Consider the following 19,611-nt stretch of genomic DNA (forward strand, 5'->3'; position numbering starts at 1 on the left):
AAGGTAACAGATTATGATTAGTGCAAATAATATTACATTACGTGTAGGAAAAAAGGCATTGTTTGAAGAGGTGAACATCAAGTTCACAGAAGGTAACTGCTACGGCGTGATTGGCGCCAATGGAGCGGGAAAATCTACGTTTTTAAGGATCTTATCGGGACAGTTGGAGCCGACAAGCGGTGATGTGGTGATCGGTCATGGTCAGCGTCTGTCTTTCCTGCAGCAGGATCATTTTAAATATGATGAATTTCAGGTACTCGATACAGTTATTATGGGTAATGCCAGACTGTATGAGATCATGAAGGAAAAAGATGCCATCTATATGAAGGAAGATTTTACGGATGAAGACGGCATCAAGGCAGCAGAACTGGAAGGAGAATTCGCTTCCATGAACGGCTGGGAGGCGGAAGCAGACGCGGCAAACATGCTGAACGGTCTTGGAATTGAGACGGAATTCCATTACTGCCTCTTAAAAGAACTGACTGGCGCGCAAAAGGTAAAAGTCCTTCTTGCCCAGGCCCTTTTCGGCAATCCGGATATTCTTCTTCTCGACGAGCCGACCAACCACCTGGATCTGGACGCGATTGCGTGGCTGGAAGAGTTCCTGATTAACTTTGAAAATACAGTGATCGTCGTTTCCCATGACCGCTATTTCCTGAATAAGGTATGTACGCAGATCGCGGACATCGATTATGGTAAAATTCAGCTGTATGCCGGAAACTATGACTTCTGGTATGAGTCCAGCCAGCTTATGATGCGCCAGATGAAGGAAGCAAACAGGAAGAAAGAGGAGAAAATTAAGGAACTCCAGGAATTTATCCAGAGGTTCTCTGCAAATGCTTCCAAATCCAAACAGGCGACTTCCAGAAAGCGCGCTCTTGAGAAAATCGAACTGGATGATATCAGACCGTCCAGCAGGAAATATCCATATATAGACTTCAGGCCAAACCGTGAGATCGGCAACGAGGTGCTGACTGTAGAAAATCTTTCTAAAACGATAGATGGCGTAAAGGTACTGGATAATATTTCTTTTATTTTGAACAGGGAAGATAAGGTAGCGCTCGTAGGCCCTAACGAACATGCGAAGACGATTCTCTTTAAGATTCTGGCAGGCGAGATGGAACCTGATGAAGGAGATTATAAATGGGGAATTACTACCTCACAGGCGTATTTCCCGAAGGACAACAGTGCAGAGTTCGATAATGAGGATACGATTGCCGAATGGCTGACCCAGTATTCAGAAGAAAAAGATGCGACGTATGTGCGTGGCTTTCTTGGAAGAATGCTGTTTGCAGGGGAGGACGGTATTAAGAAGGTAAAAGTACTTTCCGGTGGTGAGAAAGTGCGCTGTATGCTGTCTAAACTGATGATTTCAGGTGCGAACGTGCTTATGCTGGACGAGCCGACGGACCATTTGGATATGGAAGCGATTACAGCTCTCAACAACGGACTTGTCAAGTTCCAGGGTGTCCTTCTGTTTTCATCCCGTGATCATCAGATCGTAGAGACCACGGCAAACCGCATTATGGAAATCGTCAATGGCAAGCTGATTGACAAGATCACCACATATGACGAATATCTTGCCAGCGATGAAATGGCAAGAAAGAGACAGGTATTTGAGGTTACGGAAAAAGACGATTAAGGAATCACGAATAATAGAAAAATCGGTTGTAAGACAGAATAATACCGGCAGGGATTTCATATCTTCAGCAGCAGAAGCTGCATGGTGAGGGGTATGGAGGTCCCTGCCTCTTTTTGTTTATATTTTTTCGAAAAGATTAAGTTGTAGTTTTTGCGGATACCATTTACAATATAAAAGTATATATGATGTCTACAAACTCGACAGATCGAATAGAGGAAAAAGTGTGTTATGAGAGGAATATGGAAAAAAGCAGGCGTGCTGCTGATCGTTTTTATTATAGCAGTTGTCATTTATTTTATATGGTACCAGGGCGGAGAAGAGAGTACGAATGAGGTATACACATCTATGGACTCAGAGAGCCTGCCGGTTGTATATCCGGAATCTCTCGGCAGGGAGATGAATGCCATGCACGGATACCGGCAGGATGTAGGGCAGACTGCGGCCATTGAAAGCCTTACGATTCTTCCGGCAGACCGCCGGCTTACCGTCTATGTAAGCGAACGAGGCGACAAGGTCAATGGAATCCGGTATGAAATCAGAAGTCTGGATGGAAGCCGCCTTGTAGAGCGGACGAGTCTGGAGCAGTGGGAAGACAGCGGGGACAGGATTACTGCGTCTCTTCCGATACAAAATCTTCTGGAACAGAATAAACAGTATACGCTGTGCCTGATTCTGGGCACAGAGGGAAAAGGAGAGATCCGCTACTATACGAGAATCATGCTTACGGACGAGCAGGTGCCGGCTCAGATGGTAAACCTGGCGGTGGATTTTTCGGAAAAGACTTTTGATTATAACAGGGCGAGAGATTTGGTGACGTACCTGGAAACAAACGAGACGGCAGACAACAGTTCTCTGGGGCATGTGACGATCGAATCCAGCTTTTCCCAGCTTACATGGGGCGGACTGGAAATGGAACCTGTGGGCGAGGTATGGGTATCGCTGAAAGAACTGGATGGAATTATGGGGAATGTGGAGCTTAACTATCTGGTCAGGCGCGCTGGAACCGAAGCCGGCGGCGAGCTTTATGAAGTCACTGAGAATTTCACCATGAAATGGAACAGCCAGCGAATTTACATGATGAATTATGAGCGGAATATGGATCAGATTTTTAATGGAAACAGAGATTTGTTTTCGGGAAAAAGGATCCTTCTGGGGATTACAAATGATGACAAAATTCAGGTGAAGAAGGCAAACGGCGGCCGTTACATCACGTTTGTAACAAATCGTGATCTTTGGTCCTTTGATCAGGTGGAGAATCATGCGGTAAAGATATTCTCCTTCCGCAGTGAAAGTAATGAAGAAGAAATCAGCTATAACCAGCATGGAATCCGTGCAGTTTCCATCAGAGATGACGGAAGTGTGGACTTTCTCGTGTATGGATATATGAATCGCGGTTCTCATGAAGGCATGATGGGCGCTGCATTCTACCGCTATGATAAGGAGACAGATACGATAGAAGAAAAGTTTTTCTTCCCTGTAAATACTTCTTACGAGAGGCTGAAGCAGGACATAGAGGAGCTGTCATATCTGGGAGACAATGACATGTTCTATATTATGATCAGTCATGCGGTTTATGGAATTGATTTAAAGAGCAACGAATATATGGTGGTTGCAGACGCCCTTGAAGAGGGAAGCTTTACCATAAGTGCGGACGGCAGCCATCTCGCATGGCAGGAAGGCCATGAAAAGTATGTGGCGAAAACCGTTCATGTGATGAACCTGAAAACGGGACAGAAGCAGGATATCCAGGCGGCTGAGGGGGAAGTTCTCCGCGTCCTGGGATTTGTAGGCAACGACTTTATGTATGGGAAGGCGCGTCCAGAGGATTCCTGGATCAACCACGGCCGGACAGTTGACCTTCCGATGTATATGATGGAAATTGTTGATGACGGCCTGAATGTAGAAACTCACTATGAGAAAACAGGATATTATATCTCCGACGTGAGAGTAGAGGACAGCAGAATCCATCTGAACAAACTGTCTAAGATTTCCGACCATGAATATGCTATGGCAGGAGACGACATTATTGTCTGCACGACAGACATCGGTCCGGGAATGCTGGACGGGATCGGCTGGTATGCCTCGGAAGACAGGAGAAAGGTATATTTTGTTCAATCAGATGAACAAATTAAGAAAAATCATAAAATCAAGGTGACGACGCCCAAAAAGATGATTTACGATGAGGCCGGAGTGCTGAATCTGAAGGCAGGGACATGGATTACCAGTATGGAATTTTATGCGTATGGAAGCGGAAAACTGCTGGGGTCTTCCGGCAGCCTGTCAGAAATGGTTGGTATGGCTTATGACAAGATGGGATTTGTCACGGATGAAAATCACATGATTTTGTGGAACCGAATCAACAGGCCGGATACGGCCAATATCAAGAATCCGGAGGCAGTGGCCAGGAGGCTGACAAAGCGTCTGGATGAAATGGAAGGGAATAAGGCGTATGACGATGGAATCATCGTACTGGATGCGAGAAAATGTACCATGCATCAGATGCTTTATTTCATCGGCCGCGGCTGTCCGGTTGTAGCTTATATGGAAAACGGAGAGTACGTGCTGCTTTACGGATATGATCAGTATAACGTATCTATTTACCGGCCTTCTGACAAGACAACGACAAAAATGGGTCTGAAAGATGGGGAAGAATATTTTAAAACGATGAAAAATGACTTTATATGCGGCGTCTTTACGGAATAAATAATCTCACAATCTTTACAAATGAGAAACTTATGTTATAATCATAGGTACAAATGTTAAGAATTCATAAAATCGTAAGAGTCATTAAGATTTAATTATAGAAAGATATTTTGAGGTGTGAGATGGAACAGTATATAATGAAAGGCGGCAATCCATTAGTCGGCGAAGTGACAATCGGTGGAGCAAAAAATGCTGCTCTCGGCATTTTGGCAGCTGCCATCATGACAGACGAAGATGTTTTAATTGATAACCTTCCGAATGTCAGAGACATCAATGTGCTTCTGGAAGCCATACAGGAAATCGGAGCGCATGTAGAACGTATTGACGCGCATACTGTAAGAATCAATGCAAGCCAGATTAAAGAAGTATCTGTAGATGATGAATTTATCAGAAAGATCAGAGCATCGTATTATTTTATTGGTGCTTTGCTTGGAAAATATAAGAGTGCGGAGGTTCCGCTTCCGGGAGGCTGCAACATCGGCAGCAGACCGATTGACCAGCATCTGAAGGGATTCCGCGCGCTGGGAGCAAAGGTTGACGTGGTAGGAGGCGCAGTAGTGGCTCATGCCATTGATCTGGTTGGCTCTCATATCTATCTCGATGTGGTTTCGGTTGGAGCCACGATCAATATTATGATGGCGGCTGCCCTGGCAGAGGGAACCACTATCCTGGAAAATGTTGCAAAAGAGCCGCATGTGGTTGATGTGGCGAACTTCTTAAACAGCATGGGCGCCAGCATCAAAGGCGCGGGAACTGATATTATCCGAATTAAAGGCGTCAGCCATCTTCACGGAACGGAGTATTCGATTATTCCGGATCAGATAGAGGCGGGTACATTTATGTGTGCTGCCGCTGTTACCCGGGGAGATGTTATGGTTAGAAACGTAATTCCCAAGCATTTAGAGGCCATTTCCGCAAAACTGCTGGAAGTCGGCTGTGAGGTGATTGAATTTGACGACGCAGTCCGTGTCGTAGGGAAGCCGAAGCAGCATCCCACCAATATTAAGACCCTGCCTTACCCTGGATTTCCAACAGATATGCAGCCTCAGATGGCCGTGACCCTGGCATTGGCAAACGGAACCAGTATCGTAACAGAGAGCATTTTTGAAAATCGCTTTAAATATGTGGACGAGCTGGCCCGGATGGGAAGCAATATCAAGGTGGAAGGAAATGTCGCGGTAATCGATGGCGTAAAGGGGCTTTCAGGCGCCCAGGTAGAAGCGCCCGATCTGCGCGCCGGAGCGGCGCTTGTAATTGCAGGTCTGGCTGCGGAAGGCTATACGGTTGTAGATGAGATCGGTTACATACAGAGAGGTTACGAGTGCTTTGAAGAAAAACTTCAGGGGCTTGGCGCGATGATAGAGAAAGTAGACAATGAAAAAGCAGCATGGAAGTTTCAGCTCAGAGTCGGCTGATTATTCCATTCTTAATTAGAAAAAAGAGGAAATTACAGGAAACGTAAATATATTCTTGACATTTCTCTTTGAATGATGTAGTATACTGTTCGTTATCAGGCAGTGAAGCATAGGCGCAGAAAGCCTGATTGGCAAAAAAATTGAAAAGTGCGTAATATCCCTTATTCAGAGTGATGGAGATACAAAGGATCTGTGAAGTCACGGCAACCCCGTTTAAACAGGCTGTAAAGCATGTGAGGGACGGAAGGTGCCAGCCTGAGCGAGGATGCGGACAACTTGTCCGTGTAATCGAGCAATAAGAGGATTTGATCATAGTATGACAAGTCCGTATTGCTACGGACTTTTTCTTTTTTTACTTTCTAGTAAAGACCTTGTTATTGTAAAGTGATAAAGCGTAGGATTTCCTAGAAAGAAAAAACGCTCCGCGGAAGACGCATTGCGGCATCAGTAAAAATATGCCGCGAAAGCAGTCTGCCGCAGACGAAGACGAAGAATCCGGAAAAGGGATTCTTTCATGTTTTCACGCAGTTTATAGACAGGAATTTAAAGGAGGCAAAACGATGGAAAAATTATTATTTACATCAGAATCAGTAACGGAAGGACATCCGGATAAAATGTGTGATCAAATTTCAGATGCAATTCTGGATGAATTGATGAAGCAGGACCCGATGAGCCGCGTTGCGTGTGAGACGGCAGTAACGACAGGGCTTGTGCTCGTAATGGGAGAAATTACTACAAATGCATATGTGGATATTCAGAAGGTAGTTCGCGAAACGGTCAGAGAAATCGGATATGACAGGGCAAAATATGGTTTTGACTGTGATACATGCGGTGTTGTCGTTGCGATTGACGAACAGTCTGCTGATATCGCTCTTGGCGTTGACAAGGCCCTGGAAGCAAAGGAACACTCCGTGTCAGAGGAAGAGATCGCTGCAATCGGCGCTGGCGATCAGGGCATGATGTTCGGATTTGCAAGTAATGAGACAGATGAGTATATGCCATACCCGATTGCACTGGCGCATAAGCTGTCACGCAAATTGACGGAAGTTAGAAAGAACGGAACGCTTGCATATCTCCGTCCTGATGGAAAAACACAGGTAACAGTAGAGTATGATGAGAATGGTAAACCGAAACGTCTGGAGGCAGTCGTTCTGTCTACACAGCATGATGAGGCGGTATCTCAGGAGCAGATTCACGAAGATATTAAGAAATACGTATTTGATGCCGTCCTTCCGGCAGAACTGGTGGATGGAGAGACAAAGTTCTTTATTAACCCGACAGGACGTTTCGTAATCGGAGGCCCTCATGGGGACAGCGGTCTGACGGGACGTAAAATCATCGTAGATACATACGGTGGATATGCACGCCACGGCGGCGGCGCATTTTCGGGAAAAGACTGTACAAAGGTAGACCGTTCCGCAGCATATGCAGCTCGCTATGTGGCTAAAAATATCGTAGCAGCGGGTCTGGCTGATAAATGTGAAATACAGCTTTCTTATGCGATCGGCGTAGCCCATCCGACATCTATCATGGTAGACACGTTCGGTACAGGAAAGCTGAGCAATGAAAAGCTGGTTGAAATCGTACGGGAAAACTTTGATTTAAGACCGGCTGGAATCATAAAAATGCTGGATCTTCGCAGGCCGATATACAAGCAGACAGCAGCTTATGGCCATTTCGGAAGAAATGATCTGGACCTTCCGTGGGAGCGCACGGATAAGGTAGATTTATTAAAGAAATATTCACAAAACTAAATTTCTGTGGTATAATTATTCCGAGAAACCATGGTGAAACGGAAGAAAAATCTGGCAAAACTTACATAGCGTTTCAAGATTTTCCGGATTGTTTCATGGCGTTTCAACACAGACTAAAATTCAAAAAAGGGGAATGATTATCATGAAATTTTTTATTGACACAGCCAATGTTGATGACATCAGAAAAGCGAACGACATGGGAATTATCTGCGGCGTAACCACAAATCCATCTCTGATTGCAAAAGAGGGAAGAGATTTTGCTCAGGTTATCGCTGAGATCGCTTCTATCGTAGACGGACCGATCAGTGGTGAAGTAAAGGCTACTACAACGGATGCAGAAGGTATGATCAAAGAGGGCCGTGAAATCGCAGCTATCCATAAAAACATGGTAGTTAAGATTCCTATGACCGTAGAAGGCTTAAAGGCTGTAAAGGTATTAAGCGCAGAGGGAATTAAGACAAACGTAACGCTGATCTTCAGTGCACCACAGGCACTTCTGGCAGCAAGAGCAGGCGCAACCTATGTGTCTCCATTCTTAGGCCGTCTTGACGATATCTCCATGCCAGGTATTGACTTAATCAAGGACATTACAGAAATCTTCATGATGCACGGTATCGAAACAGAGATTATTTCTGCAAGTGTAAGAAATCCGATTCATGTAATCGACTGTGCTAAGGCAGGTGCAGATATCGCAACGGTACCTTACAGCGTACTGGTTCAGATGACAAAGCATCCGCTTACAGATCAGGGTATTGCTAAGTTCCAGGCTGACTATAAGGCAGTATTCGGCGAGTAATCTTATATGGGTTGTAACCGTCTGGGACGGCTATGATTTGTTAAGAGTTCAGCAGTGAAAAATAGAAGAGGGTATCCGCGGCGTGCTTCACTTGCACGAGAGTGGATGCCCTCTTTCTTTTATGGAAGTGAACGCAGGTGGGACTATAAGGCAGTATGATGGAAACGAAAAAATTGCCGGAATAATCGAAGCGTGATCGAACCGGCCGTGGCCGTCGGGAAGATGAAGAAACGCCATAAAGACAAAAGGAGAGCCAGCAAGATGGGGAGTCCTGCTGGCCGGAAATGAAAAGTGTATATACGAAAAGGTTTTCCCTTTCGAAATTCAGTATAATGTTAAAATGTGAAAAAAGTTTGTTTTTTTTGTGAAAAAACAAAGTTTAGAATAGTTTTATAAATCAACCGCCTGAAATATGGTATAATGTGCACGTAAGCAATGAGCCGTGCAAGACTGGGAAGAGAAGCATTCACGTCGTGCTGGCACGTAAGGGAATGCTTCTCTTCCCAGTCTTAGAGGGCGAAAGCCCGTGACCGAAAAACCGTATAAAACAAGACAGGAGGAGCAGCCGGATGAAATTGAGAACACGTCTAGCAGTAGCATTTTTAACTGTCACGGTAGTTCCTATGCTTCTGATCTATATGGCATTTATGGGTCTGAGCGATTATCAGACCAGATCCATTCGAAAGAATTATGGCCTGACAGAGCAGATTGACATATTATCCGGGAACTCCATGCAGATGTTCAACAGGCTGACTAAACAGCTCCAGTGGGAAATCAGGGAGCAGATGATAAAGGACCCGGATCAGTTTGAAGATTTATCATATTTATCATCATTAAATGAAAAATTGATCGCAAAATATGCGTATATGATCGTGAGAAAGGGCAGGCAGATTATTTTTATTGATCAGCAGGCGATCGATAAAGATGATAATATCTCGGAACAGCTTCCAGACTATGGTACAGGCGGAGCCGATATAGAAGGCGGCATTTATCTTGACGGCGACAGTCAGCATTTAATTAAACAGATGGATTTTATGTATGATGATGGTTCTCAGGGCAGCCTTTTTATTATATCAAGGGTAGATGAGCTGATACCGGAAGTGAAGTCCATGCTTTTTGAAATGCTGATATCCGGAATTATGATTTTGATATTTACAGGGTGCGCCCTTATGATCTGGATTTACAGTTCGATTCTCAGGCCACTGAGCCTGCTCCAGGAAGCGACAAAGAAGATACGTGACGGCAATCTGGACTTTACTATGGAAGTAGAGGATGATGATGAAATCGGCCAGCTGTGCCAGAATTTCGAAGAAATGAGAATCAGGCTGAAGGAATCTTCAGAGGAGAAGGTCCAGTATGACAGAGATAATAAAGAGCTGATCAGCAATATTTCCCATGATTTAAAGACGCCGATTACTGCGATCAAAGGATATGTGGAAGGAATCCTGGACGGAGTAGCCTCATCTCCGGAAAAACTGGATAAATACATCAGGACGATATATAACAAGGCAAACGATATGGACCGGCTGATTGATGAACTGACTTTTTATTCGAAGATCGATACGAATAAAATCCCGTATACGTATTCCAAAATAAATGTATCCGGCTATTTTCATGACTGCGTGGAGGAAGTAGGTCTCGATATGGAGGCGAGAGGGATTGAGCTTGGATATTTCAACTATGTGGATGAAGATGTAATGATTATAGCGGATGCGGAGCAGTTAAAGCGTGTAATTAATAATATAATCAGCAATTCTGTAAAATATATCGATAAAAAGAAGGGAATCATTAATATCAGGATTCTGGATGTGGGTGATTTTATACAGATTGAGATTGAGGATAACGGAAAAGGCATAGCGGCAAAGGACCTGCCGAATATTTTTGACAGATTTTTCAGGACAGATTCCTCCAGAAATTCTTCTAAAGGGGGAAGCGGCATAGGACTTTCTATAGTAAAGAAGATTATTGAAGATCACGGAGGCCGTATTTGGGCAACCAGTAAGGAAGGAATCGGGACAGAGATCCATTTTGTTCTGAGAAAATATCAGGAGGTAATTCAGGATGAATAAGATTTTGATTGTGGAAGATGAAGAGAGTATAGCCGAACTGGAGAAGGACTATTTGGAGCTCAGCGGCTTTGAGGTCGAGATTGCCAACGATGGTGAAGAAGGGCTTACCCGTGCTTTGGGAGAAGATTTTAATCTGATCGTCCTGGACCTTATGCTTCCGGGAGTAGATGGGTTTGAGATATGCAGAAAAGTGCGTGAAGAAAAAAACACACCGATTATCATGGTTTCCGCTAAAAAGGAGGATATTGATAAAATCCGCGGCCTTGGACTGGGCGCTGATGATTATATAACGAAGCCGTTCAGTCCCAGCGAGATGGTGGCCAGGGTAAAGGCTCATTTGGCCCGATATGAAAGGCTGATCGGAAGCGGTATGCCGGTCAATGATATTATTGAAATCCGCGGGCTGAAGATTGACAGGACTGCAAGAAGGGTATGGATTAACGGAGAAGAGAAGAATTTTACGACGAAAGAGTTTGACCTGCTCTGTTTCCTGGCGCAGAATCCGAACCACGTATTTACGAAAGAGGAGCTTTTCAGCAAGATATGGGATATGGAATCCATCGGAGATATTGCGACGGTAACGGTGCATATTAAAAAAAATCCGGGAAAAAATAGAATTTAATACGGCAAAGCCGCAGTACATTGAAACGATATGGGGAGTGGGTTACCGGTTTAAGGTATGATGTTGACATTAGGTTAGCTGTCTTTATGTTTTCTATCTAACTATTTGCATATGTAGTAGCCAGCTACACTTGCCGTGACAGAAAATATGAAAGTAGTTAAGAGTTCCATGCAGACACCTCCTTCCTGCTGGAAAGAGTCGACAGAATTTTCATTATATCCCATACAGATGGGGATGTCTATGGGACGAGAAGGATGATAACTTTACTTCTCCTCATGGCAGTACAAAACTCCCATACCACCCATAATACTACCAAAAGTCATATGGTTGGAGCATACGAGGAGGAAAGAAAAGAGAAGAGAGAGAAGAGAGATAAGAGAAGATAGAAGGGAAAGCAGAGATGAATCGATTCCGGGAAAAACTTCAGAGATTTATGATAGGCAGATATGGCACGGATCAGCTGGGCCGTTTTACAATTGGATTGGTACTGGTATTCATAATAATCAATATGTTTGCCAGGTCCAGGATTATATGGTATTTGGAGCTGATATTGATCGTGTACAGCTATTACAGGATGTTTTCCAGGAATTATGGAAAAAGGCAGAAGGAAAACAACGTTTATATGGGGCTGCGGTTTCGGGCAGAGGAATGGTGGAAGAGCTGGAAGTATAAGGGCGGACAGGCGGCCCATTATCACATTTACAAATGTCCGAAGTGCGGTCAGAAAATACGCATTCCCAGAGGAAAAGGGCGCATCAGTATCCACTGCCCCAAGTGTGGCACGGATTTTATAAAGAAAAGTTGACAGGGCAATGTACTTGACATAATATAAAAGTTCTGATATAGTTAAAATCTGTACGAAAAGAGAGGATGAAAGGCCTGAAGCGTGCCTGTTATCCTCTCGTTTTTTCTTGTTTTAAAGCATGTTTTAAAGAGAGTTTTATGGTTTGCAACGTCCGAATACGGACGCCTAAGAGAGTAAGAAAGGACAGTAAATGGAAACAATCAGATTTGATGAATTAGATTTAAATGAAAAGATTTTAAAAGCAGTAGGAGACATGGGTTTTGAGGAAGCTTCCCCTATTCAGGCAAAGGCAATACCAGTTCAGATGGAAGGAAAAGATATCATCGGACAGGCGCAGACAGGAACGGGAAAAACAGCTGCCTTCGGAATTCCTCTTCTTCAGAAAGTTGATCCCAAAAGTAAAAAACTGCAGGCAATCGCCCTTTGCCCTACGAGAGAGTTGGCAATACAGGTAGCAGAGGAGATTCGCCGGCTTGCAAAATATATGCATGGAATAAAAGTTCTTCCGGTTTATGGAGGACAGGAAATCGGAAAGCAGATCAGGTCTTTAAAGGACGGCGCACAGGTGATCATTGGTACACCAGGACGTGTGATGGATCATATGAGAAGGCATACAATTAAGCTGGATCACGTTCATACGGTTGTTCTGGATGAGGCAGATGAAATGCTGAATATGGGTTTCCTGGAGGATATGGAAACGATACTGAGCCAGCTTCCAGAAGAGAGGCAGACAGTTATGTTTTCAGCTACTATGCCCCAGGCAATTGCTGAAATCGCGAAAAAGTTCCAGAAGGAACCACAGATTGTCAGGGTGGTGAAAAAGGAACTGACTGTGCCGAAGGTGACACAGTATTATTATGAAGTAAAACCAAAGAACAAGGTAGAAGTCATGTGCCGTCTTCTCGATATGTACGCACCGAAGCTCTCTGTCGTATTCTGCAATACGAAGAAGCAGGTAGATGAGCTGGTAGAGGCTCTTCAGGGAAGAGGATATTTTGCAGAAGGACTGCACGGAGATTTAAAACAGATGCAGCGTGACAGGGTTATGAACAGCTTTCGTAATGGAAAGACAGAAATCCTGGTCGCAACGGATGTAGCAGCAAGAGGAATTGACGTCGATGACGTAGAGGCCGTTTTTAATTACGATATTCCTCAGGATGACGAATACTATGTACACCGTATTGGACGTACGGGCCGTGCCGGAAGAGAAGGCAAAGCCCTCAGCCTTGTAGTGGGCAAGGAGGTCTATAAGCTCCGTGATATTCAGCGCTACTGCAAGACCAAGATCGTTCCGCAGCCGATCCCATCGCTGGATGATATTACAGCCATCCGCGTGGAGAAGGTAATGGACGAGGTGACTGAGGTCATCAATGATAATGATTTAAGCGGAATGATTAATATCATTGAAAAGAAGCTGCTGGAAGAAGACTATACATCGATGGATCTGGCTGCCGCCCTCCTGAAAATGGCTATGGGCGAAGCAGAAGAAGATGTTATCGATAACGTTACTATGGCACGTTCCCTGGATGATCTTGACGACTTCGGAAGAGGCCGCAAGAACGGCGGCAAGGGACGCGACGGCAGGCGTGGAGGCCGTTCCGGCGACGACTGGGGCGACGGATTAAGAGGACGAGGAAATAAGGGCGGACGCGGGGGCCGTGACAGCCGTGAAGAAGGAATGGTCCGCCTGTTTGTAAATATTGGAAAGAGCCAGAACATCCGTCCTGGAGATATTCTGGGAGCGGTTGCCGGGGAATCAGGAATGCCGGGAAGTCTCATCGGCAGCATCGATATGTTTGACAACTATACGTTTGTCGACGTTCCTGAGGATTGTGCGGATGAAGTTTTAAGAGCAATGAAGCACGCGAAAATCCGCGGAAAGAACGTCCGTATGGAAATGGCAAACGGCACAAAGTAAAACAAGTCTTGTAAATGGGTCTCCAACTGGTTATACTTAAGGTATAGGAAAAGCCTGAGCGTTTAGACGGCTATTCCAACAGAAGGAGGCCCATTATGGTTATACAGAGCAGGAAAGTCTGGATTGCAGGACAGTTCATACCGGCCCAGCTGGAAGTGAATGATGGAAAAATCCAGAGAGTTTATGAGTACGGTAAGAAAGAAGCGGACGCGGACTATGGAGACAAGAGAATCGTACCGGGATTTATCGATGTCCATACCCACGGCGCTTATGGATATGATACAAACGACGGTGAACCACAGGGACTTAAGGAATGGATGAGACGGATACCGGAGGAAGGGGTTACATCAATTCTTCCTACAACCGTTACCCAGATGCCGGACGTGCTCTCTAAGGCAGTTGCAAATGTAGCTGCGGTAGCAGAAGAAGGATACGAAGGCGCAGAAATTCTTGGAATTCACTTTGAAGGGCCATATCTTGATATGGACTATAAGGGCGCGCAGCTCCGGAAGCAATTGCGAAGGCTACGGTCGAGCAGTTTAAGATGTATCAGGAAGCCGCAAAGGGCATGATTAAGTACATTACGCTGGCACCTGAGCGGGATGAGGAGTTTGCGCTTACGAGATATTGCAAGGCTACAGGAGTTGTTGTCAGCATGGGACATTCGGCGGCAACATACGAGGAAGCGCTCATGGGAATCGCCAACGGTGCGACTTCGATGACTCATGTATACAACGGAATGACTCCGTATCATCACAGAAAACCGGGACTCGTCGGAACGGCATTCCGTGTCCGCGATATGTTTGGAGAAGTGATCTGTGACGGCTGTCATTCCCATCTGGCTGCTCTGAATAACTTTTTCCAGGCCAAGGGGAGAGATTACAGCATAATGGTAACGGATTCCCTGAGAGCAAAACATTGTCCTCCAGGAGGGGAATATGAATTGGGCGGACACCCTATAGAGATTGGTGAGGACGGACTGGCCCGTCTGAAGGGAACAGAAACGATTGCCGGAAGCACCCTGTATATGAACAGAGGATTGAAGATTCTTGTAGAAGACGCCCTCGTTCCATTCGATGCAGCTTTGAATTCCTGCACGATAAATCCGGCCCGCTGTCTTGGCGTATCAGACAGAAAAGGCTGTTTAAATGCGGGATACGATGCGGATATCGTAGTTTTGGACGACGATTATCAAGTCTTGCAAACATACTGCTGTGGCAAGGCGATGTTGTAATAGATCCATGAACTGGCGCCTAAAAAGGTAAAATCGAATATAAAAAAATCATAAAAGTCTTTAAGCTGACTGGAAAGTCGGTTTAAGGACTTTTTTATTACATAGGAAGGTTCTCCGAACTATCCTATGTAACTAAAAAGCCCTCCGGGCAGGATTCTTTCTTACTTTCCAGGAAAGACCTTTTTCTTGCCGGTATCAATTACAAAACTGCTTGATACATTGACATTTATATGATTATAATATATAATTGATTTTAATAATTAAATGAATTAAATAATAAAATCAATTACATAGGAGGTGCATATGGCAGATAGATCGAACTTGTTGTCATCCAGAGCGAGAATAGTCCGTGGATATTATGCTGTAATACCAAAAGAGGGGCGCGTTGAAAACATTCTCCCTGCATTGGAGGGCTGTAAGGCTACAATATTAGCTTCACCAAAACTTGGAGCGGATTTTGCTTCTTATATTATTGAAGCAGGACCATGTGGAAGAACGGTTAGAAATTTAGGAGAAAATGAAAGTATAGAATATTTTTTATACGTAAATGAAGGAACCATATCTGTGCAAGTGAGCGGAAAAAGGCGAATCATGGGAAAGGGGGCTTATGTATATGTGCCGCCGGGAGAGGGTCTGCAGTTTGATAATCAGTGTATTCATAGTGAAATTTTTCTGTATAAGAAAAAGTATATTCCACTCCATGATAGGAAACCGTGGGTATTTTGGGGGGACACAGAAAAAGTAGAATGGAAGTCCTGTGACGGAATGAACCATCTTCTGAGCAGAGAACTTCTTCCCTTCGATCAAGCCTTCGATATCAGCTTTCACATTTTACTATTTAAGAAAGGAGGATGCCATGGATTTGTAGAAACTCATGATCAGGAGCATGGAGCGTTTGTGCTTCAAGGACAAGGAATGTACTTACTGGATACCGTATGGAGCCCTGTGGAAAAGGGAGATTTTATATGGATGGGTCCATACGTTCCACAGGCGGCTTATGGGATTGGCGCAGGAGAATTTTCTTATTTGTTCTCAAAAGACTGTAATCGGGATGTTATTTTATAACAAAGGAAGGAGAAGTATTTTTATGAAAAAGGGATGGAACAGATTGTTGGCGATGGGACTTTGCACCGTGATGCTGATGACGGGATGCTCCAAAGGTTCGGAAAAAATCCGGAACGGAAGGGACAGGAGAAAGGGCCGGCAAAACAGAGGCAGTGGATGGCGTTCAGGAAGAGGATGGCATAGAGTACGCAGATGTCATTCATGTGGCAATGGCGGCTGTGCCGGGCTCGATGGATGTGCATTATCAGAGTGACCAGCTGGCCAGAATTATTGGTTACGGCATGATATGGGAGTCACTAATGACAATGACGGAAGATTATATTCCCAAGCCGGAACTGGCAGAAAGCTGTGAGGTGAATGAGGACTGCACAGAATATGTCTATCATCTGCGTAAGGGAGTTATGTTTCACAATGGGAAGGAAATGAAAGCAGATGATGTAACGGCCTCCATGAACCGCTGGATTTCTGCGTATGGCAGTGTGAGAGAAATGGTGGGGGATTCCAGATTTGAAAAGATTGATGATTATACGGTAAAGATCGTCCTGGAAAGACCGGCTTTATTTTTAAATGAATTGATTGCGGCACAGAGCCAGTGTTCAGCAATTATGCCTGAGGCCGTTATTGATGGAGTCGATGGGACGACGGGATTCATCACGGAATATATTGGAACAGGTCCATACAGGTTTGAGGAATGGGCAGACGGCCAGTATATCAAGCTGACAAAAAATGAAGAATATCAGCCATATGGCAGCCCGGAGGAAGCGAGCGGCTGGTGGGGATATAAGCATGCGTATATAAAAGATGTGTACTTCGATTTCGTTCCGGACAATATTACAAGAGGGACAGGAGTCCTGACAGGTGAGTATGACTTTGGATTTCAGCTCCCATCCGACAACTATTCGATGTTTGATGGAAATCAGGATATAACAATTTACAAGGAAAATGCCGGATCGGCGATGACGGTGTTTAATAAAAAAGAGGGCTTGTCCACGAATCCGCTGATTCGAAAGGCAGTCTTATATGCAGTGGAACCGGGCCACGTGATGCAGGCGGCATGGACTTCTGAAGACTTTTACCGTATGGAGTCCAGTTACATGAGCCAAGAACAGGCAAATTGGTACAGTAAAGCAGGAAGCGGATATTATAATGCGGCGGATAAAGAGAAGGCAAAGGAATATCTGAAGGAAGCCGGCTATAATGGTGAGACTTTCCGAATCCTGGTAAACAGCGACAACAGCTTTTTTACAGCAATGGCTGTTGTTATAAAATCAGAATTAGAACAGATTGGCATGAATGTGGAACTGAAAAGCGTAGAGGCGGCAACCTTTTTGAATCAGAGGAACGATTCTTCAATCTATGACGCATTTTTGGCGACACCGATACCGGTATGTGTGCCCAGCATGCAGATTTATCTGAATCCTTCATGGCCGGGATGGACGACAGAAGTGAAAGTACAGGAATTAAACAGACAGATTAATGCTTCCCTTTCTGTAGAGGAAGCAAAGAGCGTATGGGACGAACTGCAGGAGTATTGCTGGTCAGAGGCCCTGCCGGTTATAAAATACGGAGAATTTTTTAATTACAGTGTTTCAACTTCCAAAGTAAAAGATATGGTGTATTTTAATGGGCCGTATTTAGGAAATGCAAAAATTGAAAAATAAGGGAAGATCAGACTGCACCGGGCATCAGAGGATGGAGAATCAGGAGGGAAAAAATGAAAAAATATATATTAAAGCGAATGATCATAATGATACCGGTCTTTATTATTACCTCGGTAATTATTTTTTCTATCATTCATCTGACGCCCGGGGATCCTGCCAGAGTAATCCTCGGAGACAGAGCGGTAGAAGAAGAGGTCACTGCCTTGCAGGAAAAAATGGGATTAAACAAACCGCTGCCGATCCAGTACCTGGAATGGGTAACCGGTATTTTCAAAGGAAATCTGGGAGAATCCGTGTATATTGACCAGCCGATGACTGTAATTATTGTTAATCATATGAAACCTACCATATCTCTCACGATTTATGCTCTTTTGATCGCGGCAGGAATCGGCATTCCATTTGGAATCCTGGCAGCAAGGTACAGAGGCGGAATTCTGGATCACGCCGTCACTATGGTTTCCCTCTGCGGAATCAGCGTCCCCAATTTTGTTGTAGCTCTTTTGCTAATACTCCTTTTCGCGTTCCATGTGCATTTATTTCCAATCGCCGGGTATAAAGCCTTGAAAGAAGGCCTTGGCATACATATCAGATATCTGACTCTGCCGGCTCTGGCCCTGGGATTTATACATATGGGTCTGATCATGAGAATGACGCGGTCTTCTGTCCTGGAAGTACTCAATAGTGATTATATAAAAATGGCCAGGGCGAAAGGGGTTGGGGAGGCTGCAATTATGGTAAGACATGCTTTGAAAAATGCATTGCTGCCCATTATTACAGTGATTGGACAGACTGCGGTGACGCTGCTGGCAGGAGCCGTAGTATCCGAAGCTATTTTTAACATTCCCGGTATCGGGCAGCTGGTTGTTACTTCTATAGAACGAAGAGACTATATGGTTATTCAGGCGGTTGTACTTGTGATTGCGCTGATCAACATGTTTCTGATGCTGGGGCTGGACATCCTATATGCAGCAGTGGATCCCAGAATTCGGCTGGACAGCAGATGAGGGGGATGCGGCAATGAAAAAAATAGAGCAGGAAAGAAGAAAGGCTGATATGAACGGCATGAAGCAGCAAAAGGCTGAGCTGTTTAGAGAGCACAGAACTTTAAGACGGCGGAGGCTCGTGAGGAACCAAAGAATACTAATTGGCGGCATATTGACTGCTGCAATTATTTTTATGGCCGTTTTTGCACCATTTCTGTTTCCGGAAGGACCTCATGTGATGGAAGTGGCCGACCGGCTGCAGGGACCGTCTGAGTTCCATAGATTGGGAACGGATTCTGTTGGCCGCGATCTGCTGTGCCGCCTGGTATATGGCGCAAGAGTATCGTTAGGCGTAGGTGCGGCCGTTGCTGTTATTACAATGGCGGCAGGTATGGTAATGGGATTATATGCAGGCTATTATAAGGCAATTGATCATATTGTAATGAGAATTTGCGATAGTCTCAAGGCGATTCCATCCATCCTACTGGCGATTGCTCTTCTGGCTATTATGGGATCAGGAGTAGGAAATGTGATTATCAGTGTAAGTATTGTATATGCGCCTGATGTTGCACGAATTGCAAGGGCTGCAGTTCTGACGGCGAAAGAGCAGACATATGTCGAAGCATTAGAAGCTTCCGGAGCGGGAGCAAATCGTATCTTATGGCTGAATATTGCGCCTAATATCCTTTCATCCGTCATTATTCAAGTATCGTTTATATTTGCGACAGCTATTGTAACAGAAGCTTCCCTTAGCTTTCTTGGAGTAGGAGTTCCGATTCCGGAACCAAGCTGGGGAAATATTGTTTACGAAGGAAAAACGGTTATGTTTCAGGCATGGTGGCTTGTCGTATATCCCAGCCTGTTTATAGCGGCAACCGTTCTTGGATTAAATTTACTTGGCGATGGACTGAGAGATTTCTTGGATCCGCAAAATAGCTGACAGG

12 protein-coding genes, 2 pseudogenes and 1 riboswitch are annotated in these 19,611 nt (G+C 44.7%); all 14 genes and pseudogenes read left to right on the forward strand.

Going from position 1 to position 19,611, the window contains the following annotated elements:
- Nucleotides 1-13: 13 nt before the first annotated feature.
- The 14 genes and pseudogenes from DXA13_RS05615 to DXA13_RS05680 all read left to right on the forward strand — a co-directional run bounded on the left by DXA13_RS05615 (nt 14) and on the right by DXA13_RS05680 (nt 19,607).
- Nucleotides 14-1,642, forward strand: a complete 1,629-nt coding sequence (locus DXA13_RS05615) for an ATP-binding cassette domain-containing protein (RefSeq protein ID WP_118242323.1) — start codon at nt 14-16, stop codon at nt 1,640-1,642.
- Nucleotides 1,643-1,870: 228 nt separating this feature from the next.
- Entirely contained in the window at nt 1,871-4,345 is a 2,475-nt protein-coding gene (locus tag DXA13_RS05620; protein ID WP_118242325.1) for a hypothetical protein, read from the forward strand.
- Nucleotides 4,346-4,467: 122 nt separating this feature from the next.
- Nucleotides 4,468-5,760 (forward strand): UDP-N-acetylglucosamine 1-carboxyvinyltransferase, encoded by a 1,293-nt coding sequence (locus DXA13_RS05625; protein WP_118242327.1) that lies wholly within the window; start codon nt 4,468-4,470, stop codon nt 5,758-5,760.
- Between the two features lie 158 nt (nt 5,761-5,918).
- Nucleotides 5,919-6,062: riboswitch (SAM riboswitch) on the forward strand.
- A 258-nt stretch (nt 6,063-6,320) separates the two neighbouring features.
- Complete coding sequence (gene metK / locus DXA13_RS05630; RefSeq protein ID WP_118242531.1) at nt 6,321-7,514, forward strand: methionine adenosyltransferase; 1,194 nt, start codon at nt 6,321-6,323, stop codon at nt 7,512-7,514.
- A 142-nt stretch (nt 7,515-7,656) separates the two neighbouring features.
- Nucleotides 7,657-8,310 carry a fructose-6-phosphate aldolase gene (fsa, locus tag DXA13_RS05635; protein ID WP_118242329.1) on the forward strand — a complete coding sequence of 218 codons (654 nt, stop codon included), beginning with the start codon at nt 7,657-7,659 and terminating at the stop codon, nt 8,308-8,310.
- A 569-nt stretch (nt 8,311-8,879) separates the two neighbouring features.
- The gene (locus DXA13_RS05640) at nt 8,880-10,379 is read left to right on the forward strand and encodes a HAMP domain-containing sensor histidine kinase (protein ID WP_118242331.1); all 1,500 of its coding nucleotides are present in this window, start codon (nt 8,880-8,882) and stop codon (nt 10,377-10,379) included.
- Nucleotides 10,372-11,062: pseudogene (locus DXA13_RS05645) on the forward strand (response regulator transcription factor). Before DXA13_RS05640 ends, DXA13_RS05645 begins: the two are co-directional and overlap by 8 nt.
- Before the next feature lie 339 nt (nt 11,063-11,401).
- The gene (locus tag DXA13_RS05650; RefSeq protein ID WP_118242333.1) at nt 11,402-11,806 is read left to right on the forward strand and encodes a zinc ribbon domain-containing protein; all 405 of its coding nucleotides are present in this window, start codon (nt 11,402-11,404) and stop codon (nt 11,804-11,806) included.
- Nucleotides 11,807-11,996: 190 nt separating this feature from the next.
- The gene (locus DXA13_RS05655) at nt 11,997-13,724 is read left to right on the forward strand and encodes a DEAD/DEAH box helicase (protein WP_118242336.1); all 1,728 of its coding nucleotides are present in this window, start codon (nt 11,997-11,999) and stop codon (nt 13,722-13,724) included.
- 95 nt (nt 13,725-13,819) lie between these two features.
- A pseudogene (gene nagA / locus DXA13_RS05660) lies at nt 13,820-14,958 on the forward strand (N-acetylglucosamine-6-phosphate deacetylase).
- 303 nt (nt 14,959-15,261) lie between these two features.
- Entirely contained in the window at nt 15,262-16,023 is a 762-nt protein-coding gene (gene allE, locus DXA13_RS05665; protein ID WP_118242338.1) for a (S)-ureidoglycine aminohydrolase, read from the forward strand.
- 152 nt (nt 16,024-16,175) lie between these two features.
- Nucleotides 16,176-17,684 carry an ABC transporter substrate-binding protein gene (locus tag DXA13_RS05670; protein WP_118242340.1) on the forward strand — a complete coding sequence of 503 codons (1,509 nt, stop codon included), beginning with the start codon at nt 16,176-16,178 and terminating at the stop codon, nt 17,682-17,684.
- 53 nt (nt 17,685-17,737) lie between these two features.
- Nucleotides 17,738-18,688: an ABC transporter permease gene (locus DXA13_RS05675; protein ID WP_118242343.1), complete on the forward strand. Its 951-nt coding sequence runs from the start codon at nt 17,738-17,740 to the stop codon at nt 18,686-18,688.
- A 13-nt stretch (nt 18,689-18,701) separates the two neighbouring features.
- Nucleotides 18,702-19,607: an ABC transporter permease gene (locus tag DXA13_RS05680; RefSeq protein ID WP_243008994.1), complete on the forward strand. Its 906-nt coding sequence runs from the start codon at nt 18,702-18,704 to the stop codon at nt 19,605-19,607.
- Nucleotides 19,608-19,611 lie beyond the last annotated feature (4 nt).

The organism is Clostridium sp. AM58-1XD (genome assembly GCF_003464085.1).
Classification (GTDB): domain Bacteria; phylum Bacillota; class Clostridia; order Lachnospirales; family Lachnospiraceae; genus Lachnoclostridium_A.

What these genes read in the sequence shown, in the direction of transcription:
- DXA13_RS05615 (WP_118242323.1), top strand. Translation starts at nt 14, where the DNA reads ATGATTAGTGCAAATAATATTACATTACGTGTAGGAAAAAAGGCATTG.
- DXA13_RS05620 (WP_118242325.1), top strand. Translation starts at nt 1,871, where the DNA reads ATGAGAGGAATATGGAAAAAAGCAGGCGTGCTGCTGATCGTTTTTATT.
- DXA13_RS05625 (WP_118242327.1), top strand. Translation starts at nt 4,468, where the DNA reads ATGGAACAGTATATAATGAAAGGCGGCAATCCATTAGTCGGCGAAGTG.
- metK (WP_118242531.1), top strand. Translation starts at nt 6,321, where the DNA reads ATGGAAAAATTATTATTTACATCAGAATCAGTAACGGAAGGACATCCG.
- fsa (WP_118242329.1), top strand. Translation starts at nt 7,657, where the DNA reads ATGAAATTTTTTATTGACACAGCCAATGTTGATGACATCAGAAAAGCG.
- DXA13_RS05640 (WP_118242331.1), top strand. Translation starts at nt 8,880, where the DNA reads ATGAAATTGAGAACACGTCTAGCAGTAGCATTTTTAACTGTCACGGTA.
- DXA13_RS05650 (WP_118242333.1), top strand. Translation starts at nt 11,402, where the DNA reads ATGAATCGATTCCGGGAAAAACTTCAGAGATTTATGATAGGCAGATAT.
- DXA13_RS05655 (WP_118242336.1), top strand. Translation starts at nt 11,997, where the DNA reads ATGGAAACAATCAGATTTGATGAATTAGATTTAAATGAAAAGATTTTA.
- allE (WP_118242338.1), top strand. Translation starts at nt 15,262, where the DNA reads ATGGCAGATAGATCGAACTTGTTGTCATCCAGAGCGAGAATAGTCCGT.
- DXA13_RS05675 (WP_118242343.1), top strand. Translation starts at nt 17,738, where the DNA reads ATGAAAAAATATATATTAAAGCGAATGATCATAATGATACCGGTCTTT.
- DXA13_RS05680 (WP_243008994.1), top strand. Translation starts at nt 18,702, where the DNA reads ATGAAAAAAATAGAGCAGGAAAGAAGAAAGGCTGATATGAACGGCATG.